This window comes from Streptomyces sp. NPDC001714, assembly GCF_042892755.1.
Classification (GTDB): Bacteria; Actinomycetota; Actinomycetes; order Streptomycetales; family Streptomycetaceae; genus Streptomyces.
The window spans coordinates 341,249-357,027 of sequence record NZ_JBIAUL010000004.1 but is presented as its reverse complement, the minus strand read 5'-3'; the positions used below and the strand labels follow the sequence as shown (position 1 = coordinate 357,027).

The following is a 15,779-nucleotide window of genomic DNA, read 5'->3' as shown; positions in this document are numbered from 1 at the left end:
CTGCGGCGGCCGGTCGTCGGCCGATGCCGGGTACGCAGCTCGCTTAGTAGATCCATATACCCCTGGCGGGTACGGTGGGTGGGTTGTGCCGGACGGAACAGGGCGCGGAAAGCGATCCTCATCCAGGACTTCGCGTCCGAATGGGCCGGCGTCCCGGAGAGGCCGTCCGCCCTTCGCCGTGCGGGGCGAACAGGAGTCGCGTCTCCCACGCGTGTCCGGCCCTCGCGACCCTGCCCGCCGGCGGCGCCGGTTACGTTTCGGCGCGTCTTCCCGCGTTGCGCAGGGCCTTGCGGAGCGCGGCGATCTCGGTGGAAGACATCTGGTCCACGAAGTGGGTCAGCGCCACCGGGCGGTCCTCGCTGGCGCTCAGGGCGTCCTCCATGAGGGCGGCCGAGTACTCCTCCCGAGTGCGGACCGGTTCGTACAGCCAGGCCCGGCCGTCTTTCTCCTCGCGTACCAGCCAGCCCTTGCTGTGGAGGATGTTGGCCACGGTCATCACGGTGGTGTAGGCGACGGGCCGGGTCCGGTTGATGTCGTCGACGATCTCGCGCACGGTCGCCGGGCGCCTCCACCTCCACAGACGGTCCATGATCTCCGCCTCCAGATCGCCCAGCCGTCGCATGCCCAGCGTCTCCTTCTGCACCGCGGTAATGGGAGTCATCGTAAAGGCTGCGGTACGGCCGGTGGGGTGGCCCGGGTGAGGACGAGCATTGATCGGCAAGGGCCGCCAGGATCCTCGGAGGACTCATGATCCGTCGGCCGTGGGTTCGAGTCCCACCCGCCCCACCACTCGCTACGCGGGAGAAACCTTCTGAACTGCGGCTTTTTCCTTCCTCGGGCAGCAATCGCGCTTGCTGCCAGGAAGCGCTGCAGCGTGGTGTGAACGCCGCGTGGTCGTACGCCCCCAGAAGCTGTCGCGTCCAACGGGGATTCACGAGGCCGCACTTCAACGTAGAGATCGGCGAAGACGGTGGTGGTGAACGCGCCCGGCGAGGCCTACCCGGCGTCGTCGAAGCCGGCGGTCGACAGCTGGGTGCCGCCGTTCAGATAGTGGCCGAGGGCGATGCCCGTCGTCGGCACGATGGCCTGCGGGATGGCGCCGGTGCCGGTCCAGCGGACCTGCGTGTGCTTGGCCGGTTCGGCGTTGACCGGCTCGCCGGTCCACTCGTGGGTGGCGAAGACGACGGTGAGGAAGCCGCCCGGCGCCTCGACGCCCCAGGCGCCGTGGACGAGGTGGGCGACGCGCAGCGACCTCGGATCGACGACCAGGCCGGTCTCCTCCCGTAGTTCACGCACGGCCGTTCCGGTGACGGGCTCGCCGGGGTCGCTCTTGCCGGCCGGCAGGTCCCACAGACCGTTCCCGTACTTGGCGCCCGGGCCGCGCTGCAGGAGGACGACCCGGTCGTTCTCCCTGTCGTGGACGATGACGGCGGCCGCCAGGAGAGTCATCGATTCCACCGCGGGCCGCAGGGCCGGTGGCCTGCCGCCGGTGCGCCGGTCCGCCACGGGTTTCCCTTCGTAGATGGGCTCGCTCGGCATGCTAGGGGAGGGTCGTCGGGCCGCGGTGCGGAATCGGCCCCGACGGCCTGCCGGCGCCGTCGGTCGCTACACCGAAATGCGGATTGACACACACAAACCACCGCCCTTGAGTGGACGCCAGGCAGAACCGCAGGGGGAGACGTCATGCCTGGTCACAGCAACTCATCCGCGCCGCAACCGCCGCTGCAACCACCACTGCCCGGAGTCCCGAACGACCGGCTCTGCCGTGAGTTACTGGGGGCGAGCGACGCCGCCGCCGACACCGGCGACCTGGCGACCGCCGCCGCCCATGCCCGTACCGCGGCGATGCTGGCCGCCTCCGCGGGCCTGGCGACTCACCTGCGGGCCGCCCAGCTGCGCCAGGGGCGCCTGGCCCTGCTGGCCGGGGACCGTGAGACCGCCGCCGACTGGTTCCGGCAGGCCGGATCGCCGGACCCCGACCGGCCCCCACCGCAGACATCGGGCGACGCGGCCCGCGCCGACCCCGCCCCCCGGTTGTGGGGGCGGCTGCGCAACACCTGGCGCGCCCCGGAACCGCACAGGTCTCCCGACCCGGCCGGGCCTGCCGCGCACCTCACGCCCCAACTGGCGATCGCCCTGCTCGGCTCGCTCAACGTCAGCGTCGACGGCGTCCCCGCCGAGGGCTGGAACGGCCACCGCACCCGCTCACTGCTCGCCTTCCTGGCCACCCACCGCGACCCCTGGCCGCACCGGGAGGCCCTGATGGACGCCTTCTGGCCGGACTCCGCCCCCGAGGCCGCCCGCAACAGCCTCGGTGTCGCACTGCACCAGCTGCGCCAGACCCTGCGCACCGCCACCGGTGACCCCGTGGTCGTCTTCAGCTGCGGCACCTACCGGCTCTGCCCGGGCCTCGGCCTGTGGCTGGACTGCGACGAGTTCGAGCTGCGGCTGCACACCGCCCGGGACGCGGAGGACCGCGGCGACAAGACCGTCGCGGTGACGGACTACGAACAGGCGCTCGCCCTCTACCGGGGCGAGTTCCTCGCCGAATCCCCGTACGAGGAGTGGAGCGCCCTCTACCGGGAGCGGCTGCGCCTGGCCCACCTCGACGCCCTCGCCCGGCTCAGCGAACTGCACTTCACCACCGGACGCTACGTCCCCTGCGCCGAGCTCTGCCGCCGGCTGGTCGAGCTGGACCCGTGCCGGGAGAGCGCCCACCGCCGCCTGATGCGCTGCCTGAGCCGGATCGGCCAACCCCACCTGGCCATCCTCCAGTTCCGCTCCTGCGCCAAGGCCCTGCGGGCCGAACTCGGCATACCGCCGCAGCGCGAGACGGCGGAACTGTACGACCGGCTCCGCGCCGACCTGCCGGTGTGAGCGCCGCTTAACGCGTGGCTTAACGCGCCGGGCCGCGCGATTAAGCGGCGCCCGGCGAGGCCGTTAAGCGGCGTCCGGCATAACCGGTGCCATGGCCGGTGGCACCCCGCCACCGAGCCTACCGCTCACGTCTCAGGGGGAGACCACCATGACCGGACAGCCCGCACTCGGCAGCAACCCCGCGTTCGGGATCGACGCCACAGTCATCCACGTGACGGACAACGACGGCATCCCGTCCCAGTACGTGCTCGACGCCGACAAGCAGATCAAGGTGAACCTGGTCTTCGAGATCGACGGCCTTGTGATCCCGTCGATGAACGGCGACAAGTACAAGGTGACCTACGCCTTCGCCCCGCTGGCCGACACCCCGCCGTTCACGACAACGCGCGAGGGCAGCCTGAAGACAGCCCTGCCGTCGCCCACGAAGGTCTACCAGGGCACCGACACCGAGGTGAAGATCCCGGCCGGCACCATCGAGCCCGGGCTCTACCAGCTGTCGGCGTTCGTCCAGTTCCCCGCCAACCCCGGCATCGCCGCGTTCACCACGCTCCCGGTGATCGAGATCATCAAAGAGTGGCCGTGACCGAAGAGCTGACCCGCATCGACGGCGTCGGCGCGTCCACCGCGCGCAGACTGGCCGCCGCCGGAATACGTACCTGCGCCGAACTGTCCGCCGCATCCACGGAAGAGGTGCTGGCCGCCGTGCACGGCCTGCACGGCATGTCCGTGAGCAGGGCCGAGCGATGGCGTAAGGACGCGGCGGAACTCGCCGCGGCGGAACCCGGGTTGGAGTCGGAGCCGGAGCCGGCCGACGAGGAGGAGTACGTGAGCTTCGTCCTGCGGGTCCGGCTCGACCGGGGCCGGATCCGCGCGACGGAGATCCGCAGACTACGCACCGGAGAGACCCGGCACTGGCCCGAGTGGGACGCCGAGTCGCTGCTGGCCTGCGTCCTGGGCCGGCCGGCTCCGCCGGAGGCCGACGCGCAGCCGGAGCCGGAGCCGGAGGCGGTGGTGGCGCCGGGGGCAGCCGACGAGTCCGAGGTTCGCCCCGTGCCGCCGACGCCGGCCGTCGTCATGGCCGAGCCCCGGCTGTCGGTCGGGGACGGCGGCACCGTACGGGCGTGGGCACCGTTCGCCATGGACGCCACGCTCGAACTGCCGCCGTCCGGTGGCCCGGAGCAGCGTTTCGCGTACTACGCGGCCGTCACCGAGACCCTGACCGACGCCGGACGGCGGATGCTGGCCGAAGGCCGGGGCGTGATGGTCGCCGGACACCCCGTCATCCGGGTGCCGTTGCCCGGTCTGCCGCCCGGCACCCACAGCCTGGGCATCGCGGTCAGCCTGCGCGAGCCCGGCGGGTTCCGCCCGGCCGCGCTGGCGGCCACCGTGGACGGGCTCGTGCTCAGCCTGTGACGGTGACCGGCACCGGACCGCGCCTCACGCGGCGGAACCCGAGTCCGGGCCCGCCTCCTCGTCCCAGGCGATGCCGATCTCCCGCAGCCAGCGGCTGTCCTCCGGCCTCGGCCCGGAAGGCATGGCCGACGGTTGCGGGACGGTCGGCACGGCGGACACGTCGGTTCCTGCGATCGACAGGCCGCCCTTCCCTCCGGCATGGGTGACGCTCTCGTCGCCGCGCTCCAGCACCACCAGCTCGTACCGGGGCGGCCATTGCATCAGTATCCGTCGCCGGCAACTCGGGCAGAACCATTCCTCGGCGCCCGATGCCAACGTGTTGACCAGCTGCATGTCATGGGTCGTGCTCATGGCGTCTCTCCGTACCGGTGCGGAACAGGGAAGTCGGATCGGGAACCGGATCGGCCGCGGGGTGGAGCGGCGCCGTACGCCCGTATCCGGTTCATGCCCATTGCGCACTGATCGCCAATCAGCTTTCCGCGGATCGCCGCGCCTCGGGCGGGCACGTCCGAGCCGCGGCGGCGTCCAGCGCCTGGTGACCGTGGCGCCCGCGGCGCGGTGCGGCTGGCCCGGCCGGAAGGAGCGGGGCCTCGGCCGGGCGGTCCTCCGCGGCGGGCTCGGAGCCGACCGGGCGGAGGTCCGCGGCGGGCCCGGGGGTTTCCGACTCCGCGACGGCCGGTTCCCCGGCGGCAGCCACAGCTTCCGCGGTCGCCCCCTGCCTCCGGGTCATCCCCACACCCACCACCACGGCCATCCCCAGCACCACCCGGACGCTCAGGTCCTCGCCCAGGACGACGGCCCCCAGCAGCACGGACACCACCGGCAGCAGGTAGCCGACCACGGCGGCGTCGGTCGCGCCCTCGTCGTTGATGATCCGGTAGGTGAGGTGGAAGGTGATCGCGGTGCAGAACACGCCGAGGACGACGGCCGCGACGACGACCGCCGGGCCGGGGCCGATCGCGTCCAGACCGCCGATCGGCACGGCGAGCGCGGTCAGCCCGCTCGCGGCGACGTGGCGGTCGCCCAGGCGGAGACGGCGCTCGCCGACCTCCGCGCCGGGCGCACCGTCCGGCTGTCGGTCCGCTACTTCGCCACCGCCGGCTCCACGCTGGTGGCGCCCGCCCTGGCCAGACTCCGCGCCGAGCACCCCGGTGTCCGCGTCGACCTCGAACTCACCGACTCCGAGGACCCGTTCCAGGAGGTGGCGGGAGGCCGGGCCGACCTGGCCGTGGTGGTCCAGGCGCAGGACCGCCCGGGAGGCGGCTTCCGGCTCGTCCACCTCCTCGACGACCCGTACGCGGCCGTACTGCCCCTCGGCCATCCGCTCGCCGGCGAGGAGAGGATCGACCTGCACGAGTTGTCCGGTGAACAGTGGGTGGGCAGCGAGCCCCCCGATCCCTGCCTCCAGCCCGTCATCGACTCCTGCGCGGCGGCCGGCTTCAGCCCCGACTTCGTCATCCAGAGCGAGGACAACGCCACCGCGCAGGGCTTCGTCGCGGCCGGTCTCGGCGTCGGCCTGATGCCACGGCTCGGACTGCGCAACCAGCACCCCGGGGTCGTCGTGCGCCCGGTCCGCAACCCCGAGCCGGTCCGGGTGATCTCGGCCGCCGCCCGGGAGACCGCCCTCGAACAGCCTGCCCTGCGCGGCCTGCTGGACGCGCTGCGGGACGCGGCCACCACGGCCGGCCCGAACTTTGAGCCGCGGTCGCCATGAGTGTCGGTTGCGGTTGGTACCTCCATGTGCCGTCGGCGGGCTCGGACAACCCCCGGCGATCGGACGCGTACACCGTCCGCGCTCTCCCCTGTCCGGTCAGCCCGTTCGCCGGCGTCGCCCTGTCGGCACCTCCCAGGCACCAGGCAACGACTGACGCCACGCGTGCGTCTGACAACCCGACAAGGCTCCGGCAGGCCAGGTCCTCTCCAGGGCCGGGCAGGCCGGTCCCGGAGCGGGGCCGGGTGGCGCGTTCCGCACCATCGGGACGTGACCGGGGGCGGGTGCGCCGATGGCGATCCGGGACGGGTTCGTCCGACGGCGCGGGTGTGACGAGAGACCGAGGAAAGGGTCATGTCGAGAGAGCGAGTGACGGTGTGCGTCCCCCCGTGCGACCCGGGGGACGTCGTCGAGGCCATCGGGGCGGCGATGGCGCCGTACGACTACAACCGCGACGCCGGCATCGGCGATCCGGCCGTCGAGACCTGGTGGGACTACTGGCGGGTCGACGGCGGGGGCTGCGAGTTCACGGTCGTCCCGGGGCACGAGCACGATCCGCGCCTCATCCGGGGTGCCGAATCCCGGTCCGGGGAGCCGCGCAACGTTCCGCTCTCGCTGTGTGACGGCGGACCGCGGGCGCTGCTGGACCTCGAGGAGCCGCGTGCGCGGGCGGCCGCCGGGGCCCGCCTGGCCTTCGAGACCTGGCAGGAGTTCTCCTCGGCCCATCCGCCTGCCCGCGCCTTCGGCGACTTCTGGGCCCGGCATGTCGCCGACCCCGAGAACTACCCGCATGTGCAGGCCGTGGAGGACTACCGCACGCAACCGGTCATCGCGGCGCTCCTGGACGACCCGGAACTGGAGGACGTCGTGGGCGGCGACCCGGTCGCCCGGCTGAGCGGCGATCTCGACACCCTGGTACGCCACGCCGTGGACGACGCCCTGCACACGGACTACCTGCTGACCCTGGACGGACGTTGGGTGGCCGTCGCGGGGGCCGAGCGACGCCGGTACTTCAACGACCACCTCGACACACTGCCGGCCGACGCGTACGTGGTTCGCGTGCTGTACCACGGCTGAGGCCCGTCTCCGCGAGGAAGCCCCGGCGTCCGCCCGTCGGGGTTCCCGGCCGGCACCAGGCTTTCTCCAGGCGTCGCTTGACAAAACGGGACACTGTTCCGGATAGTAATCGGGACGGCGTCCCGTTTCGTCGGCTTGGCCGGAGCCTGGCCGTCGACGCGCGGGACGCAGAAGGGAACCGCTCGCCATGAGTGCATCCACCGACACCACCGACACCTTCGGCCCGCCCGTACCCGTGCTGTCGTACAGCCCGGTGACCCTGACCGTGCCCGGACGGCCCGTGGACCTCCAGGTCCGTGTCTCCGCGCCGGCGACCGGGACCGGACTGCCCGTCGTCCTGCTCTCCCACGGGCACGGCGGCTCCAACAACCTCTCCTCGCTGAACGGGTACGCCCCCCTCGCCAACCTCTGGGCGGCCGCCGGATTCACCGTCGTCCAGCCGACCCACCTCAGCTCCCGGACCCTGGCAGGGCGGCTCGCCGGCGCCCCGGGAGCCCCCTTCTTCTGGCGCTCGCGCGCCGAGGACATGAGCCGCATCCTCGACCGGCTCGACGAGATCGAGACCACCGTGCCGCAGCTCGCCGGGCGCCTGGACCACGACCGGATCGCGGTCGCCGGCCACTCCCTAGGCGGCCACACCGCCAGTCTCCTGCTGGGCGCCCGGACCACCGACCCCGACACCGCGACGGAAGTCGACCTGCGCGAGCCCCGGATCAAGGCGGGCGTGCTGCTCGCCGCACCCGGCCGGGGCGGCGACGTCCTCAACGGCTGGATGGCCGAGAAGGTGCCGTTCTTCCACGCCACCGACTTCTCCACGATGACCGCGCCCACCCTGGTCGTCGCCGGCGACAAGGACGACTCCCCGCACTTCACCGACATCGGCCCCGGCTGGCACGCCGACCCCTACCACCTCGCCCCCGCTCCCAAGACCCTGCTCACCCTGTTCGGCGCCGAGCACCTGCTGGGCGGCATATCGGGATACGACGCCGACGAAACCACCGACGAGAGCCCCGAGCGCGTCGCCGCCCTCGGCCACCTCACCGCGGCCTACCTGCGCACCCAGCTCCAGTCCGACCCCTACGCCTGGCAGACGGCGTGCGAGGCACTGACGACCGGGACCGCCCCGGCCGGACGGGTCGAGTGCAAGTAGGCCGCACGGGGGGAGACAGATTTGTTTGATGCCTTGTCAAATACTGTCGCTGAAAAGGCCGTTGACGGCCGTAATACGGCACCGAAAGGCCATACGCGCTCCTTTCCCGCGGTGTAGCTTCTACCCGTCAGTAGAGGCTTGAGCAACGGGGGACGCGTGGTTGCCTCTCCGCATACCGAGAAGTTCGCCGCCCACCTTCGGATGCTGAAGGACCGCAGCGGCCGGGGATACGACCGCCTCGGCAAGGAGGCGGGCGTCAGCGGTTCCAGTCTGCATCGGTACTGCTCCGGCCTCAGTGTCCCGGTGGACTACCGCGTGGTGCACGCCTTCGCCAAGGTGTGCGGCGCCGACGCGGAAGAACTCCGCGAACTCCACCGGCTGTGGGCGCTGGCGGACACCGACCGGGACGCACCGGCCGCGGCCGCCGAGAAGGGCGTGCAGGAGAGCGTGCCGGTGACCGCCGTACCGGACGACCTCACCCCGCCGGAGACTGACGTCACTCCGCCGCAGTCCGACCTCACCCCGCCGGAGACCGGGCGGCCGCGGCGGTTCCGGGTGCCCGGGAAACCGTCCCCCCGGGGCGCGGTCCTGGCCGCCGCGGTGGCGGTCGCGGTGGTGCTGGCGGCCGGCTTCGTGTGGCTGCCCGGAAGCTCCCCCGACGGTGCCGCGTCGGCGTCCGGTGACAAGGTGCTGGACTCCGCGGCGTGCAGGACCGTGAGCATGGGGCAGCACGACGACTGCGTGCGGGAGGTCCAGACCCTGCTGGCGCGGGCGAAGGGCAAGCTCGCCGTCGACGGCGACTTCGGGCCGGAGACCCTGCGCAGAGTGACGGCGTTCCAGGTACTGGCGGGGCTGCCGGCCACCAACGTGGTCGACGACGCCACCAAGAAGGCTCTCTACGCGCAGCAGGTGAGCATGACGACCTGGCCGCCGGCCAGGGTGGCGAAGCGGATCCGTGAGGTGTTCGTCGAGGATCCCGGCACCGCCGTGGCCGTCGCCCGCTGCGCGTCGTTCCTCGACCCGCTGTACGTCCTGCCGAACACCAACGGCAGCCGCAACTGGGGCGTGTTCCAGATCTCCGACGCCCGCCTGCGGGACCTCGACGGCACACCGCTGCGGGCGTTCGACCCGGACTGGAACATCAGGGCGGCCCACCGGCTGTGGAGCGTCCGGCACGACTTCCACGACTGGCCCTCCTGCGAGGCGGCGCTGAAGAGCACCCCGAAGAGCACACCGACGGGCTGAAGCCCGGAGCTCCGGGTACCGAAGCGGCGGTACCCGGAGCTCCGCTCCCCCGAGAGCGGCGTCAGACCGTGCCGTCCTCCCACCACCAGGCACGGCCGAGGTCGGCCCTGCTGTCGACGTGCTGGTGGTCGACGGTGTACGTCTCCAGCCCGGAGAACCCGCAGGTCTCCGCCTTCTGGTAGACGGTCTTGGTGGCCACCCCGGGCACGTCGAGGTCGGCCGCGGTGCCGTACAGGTGCATGCTGTCGGAGGCCCCGCCGATCTCGGCGTTGTGCGCGATGCTGCGGAAGCCGGAATTGACCGTGATCGGCTTGTCGCCCAGCTTCTTGCGCAGCGCCTCCAGCTTGTACATGCAGCGCCGGACGTTCTCCTTCACCTGCGACGCGCTCAGCTTGCCGCCGTTGAAGGTGCCGTCCGACTGGTTCACGAACTCGCTCCAGTTGAAGTGGAGCGTGGAGCCGTCCGACTGCTCCAGAGCGTTGAGCTTCGCCTGGGTGTTGGGTCCGACGCTGGCGTCGGCGGTGAGGCCGTACGCGGTCTGGAACCGGCGGACGGCCGCCGCCGTACCGGGGCCGAAGTCCCCGTCTATGCTCACCCGGCTGTGGGCGGCGCTGTCCGCCGCCCAGCCCGCGATCCGGATCTGCAGCTCGGTCACGTCGGCGCCGGTGGCGCCCTGGTTCAGGGTGCGCGACCAGGAATAGGCCTGTGCGGTGGCCGGGAACATGAGCTGGCCGAAGGCGATGCCGGCGCCGGCGGCCAGCGTGCCGCGCAGCAGGCTGCGGCGGTCCAGGGGGCGGGAGGAGGAGGTCATGGTCGTCCTTTCGGTGACTTCCGGGAACGGTGGTGCGGGAAGAGGCCGTGCACGCGCAGGGCGGATCATCGGTTGGCCAGCCGGTCCAGGTCGGCCTGGGTGCCGTTGAACACGTCGGCGGTCGCCGGTGCCTCGATGCCCGGGAACAGCGCGGCGTCGGTGTACTGCCACATCGCCCAGGTCGTCGAGCCGTCCGGCAGCGGCGGCCGGGTGATCGACCGGTGGTGGTCCGCGAGTTGCATCGGATACCGGGCGAAGGCGGTGGTCGAGCCCAGGCAGGCGTCCAGGAAGGACTTCTGGGTGTAGATGACCGGCGTACGGCCGAAGGCCGCCTCCACCTGGTCGAGCCAGGCCTCGGCGTCGGCCACCGTGCCGTAGGGGGACAGCGTCCGGTGCCGTCGTCCATGCGCTCCAGGTCGAACACCGGCGGCAGGTCGCCCGCGCGCTGCCCGGTGTAGCCGGTCGCCCGCACCGCGGCGATGAACCGGTCGGCCTGCGCGCCGCCCGTGTCGGGCGAAGTGCCCGTGGGCCGCGTGCACCGCCGTGGGACCGTACAGGGGCAGGACCGCTGCCACGGCGAGGGGCAGGCCCCGCAGACGCGTCCTCCGTCCCATCGGTGTTCCCCCTCTGTGAGTGGCCGGGAGCTCCCGGTGGGGGACATGCTGGCAGCGGCCGCACCGCCGTCCGGATCCGCCCGCCCGGATCGGGACGCCGGGACGATCACACGCCGGTGACCTGCGGGGACGCAGTGGCGCTGGGACGGGCGTGGGACACCCGCGGCGGCGGGGGAGGCGCGCACCTCAACGCCCTGTGCGGTCACGGCCGTCCACAGGCGTGATCTCCGTGTCCCTCGGGTAGCAACGTCCTGCTTCGCAGCCGTGTGCGGGGACGTGTGTGAAGGGGGATCACAGGGTGTCGGACGACGGCCCGCCGGACGGCTGGGAGGCGCACGAGCGCCGGCTGTGGGAGGCGTACCGGCGGGGCGAGTGGTGCGAGGACGTGCCGGTGGTACGGGCCGAGGCCCTGCGGTGGCTGCTCGTCGCCGCGCCGCGCCCCGTGCCAGGGCGGCTGGCCCGGCTCCGGCTCCGCGGTGCCCGGATCACCGGCACCCTGGATCTGGCCGAGGCGGCCGTCCAGGGCGCGATCCGCCTCGACTCCTGCCGCTTCGACGAGGTGCCCTGCTTCGACGGCGGGCAGTTCGGCGTGCTGCAGTTGAAGGACTGCGCCTTGCCGGGGCTGAGCGCGGCCGGGGCGCGGGTGGGCCAGGAGTGCGAGTTCGTGGGCTGCACCCTCGACGGCACCCTGAACCTGCGTTCCCTGACCGTCGGTACGCATCTGCTGCTCGACCGGTCGACGGTGCACGCGCCCGACGGCACGGCGGCCGTCGACGCGCAGTCGCTCGCCGTCGAGGAACACTTCTCGGCGGCCGGACTGGTGTGCACCGGGCCGGTCCGGCTCATGAGCTCCCGGGTGCAGGACACCCTCGGCTTCCGCGGTGCCCGGCTCCAGGGCGACCGGGCCTGCCTCCAGGCTCCCGAACTGACCGTGGGCGGCGGCCTCTACCTCGACCGGGGGTTCTCCAGCGACGGGGGGATCAACCTCTACGGCGCCTCGATCGGCGGTTCGCTGCACCTGGAGGACGCCACCCTGACCGGCCCGGACGCACCGGGCGGAGACCCCGCGCTGCAGTTGCTCTGCGCGTCGGTCGGCGGCGACATACAGGCCGGCTCGGGGCTCACCGTGCGCGGGAGCGCCGACCTGCGGGACACCGCGGTGCGGGGCAGCGTCGTGCTGAGGCGGGCCCGGCTGCACCATCCGGCCGGCACCGCGCTCAGGGCCCACCGCCTGCATGTCGGCGGCGACCTCGACTGCCGGGACGGCTTCGTCTCGCAGGGCACCGTGGACCTCTGCGACGCCCGGGTCGGCGGGTCGGCCCTGTTCGAGGGCGCCGAGCTGACCGGCCGCGCCGGGGCCGCCGCCCTGCGGGCCAACGGCATAGAGGTGGGGGCCGAGTTCAACTGCTGCGACGGGCTGACCGCGCACGGCCGGATCTCCCTCAGCAGCATCACCGTACGGGCCAGGCTCTGTTTCGAGAACGCCCTGCTGGACGTCCCGGCGGGCGAGCGGGCCCTGATCTGCCGGCGGTCCGCGGCCGCCGAGCTGACGCTGAAGCCCCGCGAGGCACCGCACGGCGTCGTCGACCTCAGCCACACCCGGGTCGGCGTGCTCCGCGACGACCCGGCCGGCTGGCCCCGCTCGCTGGTCCTGGAGGGCCTCGCCTATGACAGCACCAAGCCGGCGCTGCCCGGGCACCGCCGGCTGACCTGGCTCGACCGCGACCCGGCCGGCTTCGTCCCGCAGCCCTACGAGCAACTGGCCGCCAACTACCGGCGCCACGGCCGGGACGCGGACGCCCGCCTCGTCCTGCTCGCCAAACAGCGCCGCAGGCGGGCCACCCTGGCCTGGCCCGCCCGGATCTGGAGCCTCCTCCAGGACCTCACCGTCGGCTACGGCTACCGGCCGCTGCGCGCGGTGCTGCTGCTCGCCGTCTGCTTCACCGTCGGCACCGTGCTGTTCGCGACCTGGCCGCCACTGCCCTACGGCGACGGCACGCCCCCGGACTTCCAGCCGGCCGTGTACACCCTCGACCTGCTGCTTCCGGTGGTCGACTTCGGGCAGGAGCGGTCGTACAGCTCCCACGGCGCCATGCAGTGGGCGGTGGTCGTCCTGGTCAGCGTGGGCTGGGTCCTCGTGACCACGGTCGTGGCGGGGGCCAACCGCGTCCTGCGCAGATCCTGATCCCCTCCGGGGCGGCGGGAGCCGTCCGATCTCTGTGAACACGGAGGGAACAACAGGGCAACCATGGCTCTTCTTCGCATGTCTAGCGGGTGTGACACAGCATCAGGACTCGCCGTACGGAGGCGGCGAGCCGTCGATCCCGAAGGGGGATCCCATGCGCATCCGCCCGGCCCTCGCCGCCGTATCCCTTGCCACCGGCCTTTCCGCCCTCTCCGTGTCGGTGCTCCCGGCAGCCGCCCAGGCGGCGGACCGGGCCGCGTCCAGTGACACGGTGTTCTCGCACGTCGTCGTCAACGGAGGCAAGGACATCGTCCTCGGCCTCACCACCAAGAAGACCGTCACCATCACCTGGACGGCGACGGACCCGGACGGCGTCGCCGCGTCCTGGGCCTACCTGTGGCACGGACCGAACACCGACGACGAGGACGGCCACCTGCCGCTGTACCCGCCGACGGGTACGTGCACGGTGTCGGCCACCGACCCCACCACCTCCACCTGCGAGGTGAGCATCGCCGTGGACGCCGCGCGGGACCTCGACCACAACGGCCTCGCCGGCACCTGGAAGGTGCTCGCCGGGGCCCAGGACCGCACCGACGACTGGACGGAGATCGACGCCGCGGGCACGGCCCGGGTCAAGCGGCTGGCCAAGGTGACGGTGAACGCCTCGCCCGAGCCGGTGAAGAAGGGCAGGACCATCACCGTCACCGGCAAGCTCAGCCGCGCGAACTGGGAGAGCGGCAGCTACACCGGCTACCAGGGGCAGGCGGTCGAGCTGCAGTTCCGTAAGAAGGGCAGCTCCACCTACACCACCCTGAAGACCGTCAGCAGCGGCACTGCCGGAGCGCTGAGGACCACCACCAAGGCCAAGGCCGACGGCTACTTCCGGTTCGTCTTCGCCGGCACGGCCACCACCGGCCCGGCCACGGCGGCCGGCGACTTCGTGGACGTCAGGTGAGAACGACGTGGGGTGAGGTGGGGTGAACACGACCGCCCCTGCGCGGGCCGGGGCGGTTCCCGGTGTGCGCAGGGGCGGGTGGTTCGGGGCGTGGCGTCAGCCGAGGAGCTTCGTCGCCAGGGTCGAGGCGTTGTACGAGCCCCAGCCCGTGGTGAAGTCCCAGCCGGTGGCCGCGGAGTAGGCGCCGTTGCTGCCGCTGGTGATGTCGTGGAAGCCGGTGCCGCTCGCCGCGTACAGCGCGGGGTTGGCGAAGCCGAGGTTGGCCTTGCCGGCCGCCGCGGCCTGCTGGTTGTAGAGGGCCGCGAACGCCGCCCACTCGGGGGCCGCGGCGCTGGTGCCGCCGACCGAGGACCAGGAGCCCTGCGAGTAGATGGAGACACCGGGGCTCGGGTTGGCGTGCGCCGAGACGTCCGGGACCTGGCGGTAGCCGCCGCCCGCGCTCTTCTGGACGGCCGTCTGCCAGCTCGGGATCTTGAAGACGGAGGACTTGCCGCCACCGCCGCCGGACCAGGCCACCTCCTTGCTGAAGGCGTTGGCTGAGGTGACGGTCAGCTTGGTGCCGCCGACGCCCGTGACGTACGGGTCGCTGGCCGGGTAGTCGACGGAGGTGCCGCCGTCGCCCGCGTCGTCGGAGCCGTCGTCACCGGAGGCCGCGTAGAAGCCGAGGCCCTCGGCGGCGCCCGCCTTGAAGACCGTGTCCACGGCGTTGATGTTGGAGGTGGTGCGGGCGGACTCGGCCGCGCCCCAGCTGATCGAGGTGGTCGGGATGCCGCTGTCGACGATGGCCTGGTACGTGTCGACCTCACCGGCGTCCGAGTTCGGGCCCTCGAAGACCGTCACGTTCGCCTTCGGGGCGATGGCGTGCAGGACCTCGATGTCCAGCTCGACCTCGACCTGGCCGTCGCCGAGCGCACCGGAACCGCCGTCCACCTTGGACACGGTCGGGGTGGGCGAGCCGAGGCTGTAGTTGGTGTCGTACTTGGTGATGTTGGACTGCTGGAAGCCGTCGAACTCCAGCAGCGCGATCTTCTGGCCGCTGCCGGTGTACGTCCCGGAGACGCTGTAGCCGCCCTTGAGCTGGGCCGGGGTGTATCCGCCGCCGGGGCCGTTGTGCGGGGAGACGGTGTGCGGGGTCGCCTGGTGGTGCAGCTGGACGCGGTTGTTGAGGCCGGCCACGTCGCTGACGATGGCGGCGAGGGAGGAAGGCAGCGTCGGCGCGCTGTCGTTGGCGTAGAAGGAGCGGCCCGTCGCCGAGTCCTTCCAGGTCGACAGCCGGGTGCCGAACGCCTTCTGCAGCTGGGCGGCGGTGCCGCTGGCGTCGACCAGCAGGTTCCCGGAGTGCACCTTGCCGACGGTGACGCCCTGGGCGCGCAGGTAGTCCTTCAGCTGCTCGACCTCGGCGCCGGTCCGGCCGAAGCGGGCGGCGAACTGGCCCTTCGTCAGGTAGTGGCCGTAGGAGGCCGAGTGCGGGTCGCTGACCTTGGCGATGAAGGTGTCGAGGGCGCTGCCGCCGCGGGGCGTCAGGCTGATCGCCACCGATATGCGCTTGCCCGGGCTGACCTCGCCGGTGCGGGACGCGTCGTGCTTCAGGCCGGTCAGCACGTCCCCGGCGACGGCGGCACGGGCGGTGTGCGGGGCGTCGGCCGCGTAGGCGGCGGGGACGACCGCCGTGATCAGCGCCGGCGCGGCGACGAGACCGAGCAGTTTCAGGCGTGACTTCACCGAAGTTCCTCCGGAGAGT

General features: G+C 72.4%; 16 protein-coding genes. 9 read left to right on the top strand and 7 right to left on the bottom strand.

From position 1 onward, the window contains the following. Positions 1-250: 250 nt before the first annotated feature. Both ACFY0P_RS13235 and ACFY0P_RS13230 read right to left on the bottom strand, forming a co-directional pair. The gene (locus ACFY0P_RS13235; protein WP_388911466.1) at positions 251-622 is read right to left on the bottom strand and encodes a BlaI/MecI/CopY family transcriptional regulator; all 372 of its coding nucleotides are present in this window, start codon (positions 620-622) and stop codon (positions 251-253) included. 374 nt (positions 623-996) lie between these two features. Further along, positions 997-1,539 carry an NUDIX domain-containing protein gene (locus ACFY0P_RS13230; RefSeq protein WP_388910919.1) on the bottom strand — a complete coding sequence of 181 codons (543 nt, stop codon included), beginning with the start codon at positions 1,537-1,539 and terminating at the stop codon, positions 997-999. Between the two features lie 144 nt (positions 1,540-1,683). Between ACFY0P_RS13230 and ACFY0P_RS13225 the strand changes: the two genes are divergently transcribed. The 3 genes from ACFY0P_RS13225 to ACFY0P_RS13215 all read left to right on the top strand — a co-directional run bounded on the left by ACFY0P_RS13225 (position 1,684) and on the right by ACFY0P_RS13215 (position 4,290). Then, positions 1,684-2,877, top strand: coding sequence for a BTAD domain-containing putative transcriptional regulator (locus ACFY0P_RS13225; RefSeq protein ID WP_388910917.1), 1,194 nt, complete (start codon positions 1,684-1,686; stop codon positions 2,875-2,877). Between the two features lie 148 nt (positions 2,878-3,025). After that, on the top strand, positions 3,026-3,460 hold the full coding sequence (locus ACFY0P_RS13220; RefSeq protein WP_388910914.1) for a hypothetical protein: 435 nt from the start codon (positions 3,026-3,028) through the stop codon (positions 3,458-3,460). Next, on the top strand, positions 3,457-4,290 hold the full coding sequence (locus tag ACFY0P_RS13215) for a helix-hairpin-helix domain-containing protein (protein WP_388910911.1): 834 nt from the start codon (positions 3,457-3,459) through the stop codon (positions 4,288-4,290). Before ACFY0P_RS13220 ends, ACFY0P_RS13215 begins: the two co-directional genes overlap by 4 nt. A gap of 24 nt (positions 4,291-4,314) precedes the next feature. On the opposite strand, the gene ACFY0P_RS13210 is transcribed toward ACFY0P_RS13215, so the two are convergent. Continuing rightward, on the bottom strand, positions 4,315-4,641 hold the full coding sequence (locus ACFY0P_RS13210) for a hypothetical protein (RefSeq protein WP_388910909.1): 327 nt from the start codon (positions 4,639-4,641) through the stop codon (positions 4,315-4,317). Between the two features lie 118 nt (positions 4,642-4,759). Beyond that, positions 4,760-5,272, bottom strand: a complete 513-nt coding sequence (locus ACFY0P_RS13205; RefSeq protein ID WP_388910907.1) for an EamA family transporter — start codon at positions 5,270-5,272, stop codon at positions 4,760-4,762. Here ACFY0P_RS13205 and ACFY0P_RS13200 point away from each other — a divergent pair. The 4 genes from ACFY0P_RS13200 to ACFY0P_RS13185 all read left to right on the top strand — a co-directional run bounded on the left by ACFY0P_RS13200 (position 5,177) and on the right by ACFY0P_RS13185 (position 9,473). Continuing rightward, entirely contained in the window at positions 5,177-6,004 is an 828-nt protein-coding gene (locus ACFY0P_RS13200) for a LysR substrate-binding domain-containing protein (RefSeq protein ID WP_388910904.1), read from the top strand. The genes ACFY0P_RS13205 and ACFY0P_RS13200 overlap by 96 nt on opposite strands. Before the next feature lie 351 nt (positions 6,005-6,355). Continuing rightward, the gene (locus ACFY0P_RS13195) at positions 6,356-7,078 is read left to right on the top strand and encodes a hypothetical protein (protein WP_388910901.1); all 723 of its coding nucleotides are present in this window, start codon (positions 6,356-6,358) and stop codon (positions 7,076-7,078) included. 187 nt (positions 7,079-7,265) lie between these two features. After that, the gene (locus ACFY0P_RS13190) at positions 7,266-8,228 is read left to right on the top strand and encodes an alpha/beta hydrolase family protein (protein WP_388910898.1); all 963 of its coding nucleotides are present in this window, start codon (positions 7,266-7,268) and stop codon (positions 8,226-8,228) included. A 156-nt stretch (positions 8,229-8,384) separates the two neighbouring features. Next, positions 8,385-9,473, top strand: coding sequence for a helix-turn-helix domain-containing protein (locus ACFY0P_RS13185; protein WP_388910895.1), 1,089 nt, complete (start codon positions 8,385-8,387; stop codon positions 9,471-9,473). Positions 9,474-9,534: 61 nt separating this feature from the next. Here ACFY0P_RS13185 and ACFY0P_RS13180 read toward each other — a convergent pair whose 3' ends face one another. Further along, a complete protein-coding gene (locus tag ACFY0P_RS13180; protein WP_388910893.1) occupies positions 9,535-10,284 on the bottom strand; it encodes a D-Ala-D-Ala carboxypeptidase family metallohydrolase in 750 nt (249 codons plus the stop codon). Between the two features lie 65 nt (positions 10,285-10,349). Then, a complete protein-coding gene (locus ACFY0P_RS13175; protein ID WP_388910891.1) occupies positions 10,350-10,652 on the bottom strand; it encodes a GH25 family lysozyme in 303 nt (100 codons plus the stop codon). A gap of 544 nt (positions 10,653-11,196) precedes the next feature. On the opposite strand from ACFY0P_RS13175, the gene ACFY0P_RS13170 reads away from it, so the two are divergent. Both ACFY0P_RS13170 and ACFY0P_RS13165 read left to right on the top strand, forming a co-directional pair. After that, positions 11,197-13,083 (top strand): hypothetical protein, encoded by a 1,887-nt coding sequence (locus ACFY0P_RS13170; RefSeq protein ID WP_388910888.1) that lies wholly within the window; start codon positions 11,197-11,199, stop codon positions 13,081-13,083. Positions 13,084-13,237: 154 nt separating this feature from the next. Next, the gene (locus tag ACFY0P_RS13165) at positions 13,238-14,038 is read left to right on the top strand and encodes a hypothetical protein (protein WP_388910885.1); all 801 of its coding nucleotides are present in this window, start codon (positions 13,238-13,240) and stop codon (positions 14,036-14,038) included. A gap of 96 nt (positions 14,039-14,134) precedes the next feature. Here ACFY0P_RS13165 and ACFY0P_RS13160 read toward each other — a convergent pair whose 3' ends face one another. Continuing rightward, positions 14,135-15,760 carry a protease pro-enzyme activation domain-containing protein gene (locus ACFY0P_RS13160; RefSeq protein ID WP_388910883.1) on the bottom strand — a complete coding sequence of 542 codons (1,626 nt, stop codon included), beginning with the start codon at positions 15,758-15,760 and terminating at the stop codon, positions 14,135-14,137. Positions 15,761-15,779 lie beyond the last annotated feature (19 nt).

What these genes read in the sequence shown, in the direction of transcription:
- ACFY0P_RS13190 (WP_388910898.1), top strand. Translation starts at nt 7,266, where the DNA reads ATGAGTGCATCCACCGACACCACCGACACCTTCGGCCCGCCCGTACCC.
- ACFY0P_RS13220 (WP_388910914.1), top strand. Translation starts at nt 3,026, where the DNA reads ATGACCGGACAGCCCGCACTCGGCAGCAACCCCGCGTTCGGGATCGAC.
- ACFY0P_RS13230 (WP_388910919.1), bottom strand. Translation starts at nt 1,539, where the DNA reads ATGCCGAGCGAGCCCATCTACGAAGGGAAACCCGTGGCGGACCGGCGC.
- ACFY0P_RS13195 (WP_388910901.1), top strand. Translation starts at nt 6,356, where the DNA reads ATGTCGAGAGAGCGAGTGACGGTGTGCGTCCCCCCGTGCGACCCGGGG.
- ACFY0P_RS13235 (WP_388911466.1), bottom strand. Translation starts at nt 622, where the DNA reads ATGCGACGGCTGGGCGATCTGGAGGCGGAGATCATGGACCGTCTGTGG.
- ACFY0P_RS13165 (WP_388910885.1), top strand. Translation starts at nt 13,238, where the DNA reads ATGCGCATCCGCCCGGCCCTCGCCGCCGTATCCCTTGCCACCGGCCTT.
- ACFY0P_RS13180 (WP_388910893.1), bottom strand. Translation starts at nt 10,284, where the DNA reads ATGACCTCCTCCTCCCGCCCCCTGGACCGCCGCAGCCTGCTGCGCGGC.
- ACFY0P_RS13210 (WP_388910909.1), bottom strand. Translation starts at nt 4,641, where the DNA reads ATGAGCACGACCCATGACATGCAGCTGGTCAACACGTTGGCATCGGGC.
- ACFY0P_RS13225 (WP_388910917.1), top strand. Translation starts at nt 1,684, where the DNA reads ATGCCTGGTCACAGCAACTCATCCGCGCCGCAACCGCCGCTGCAACCA.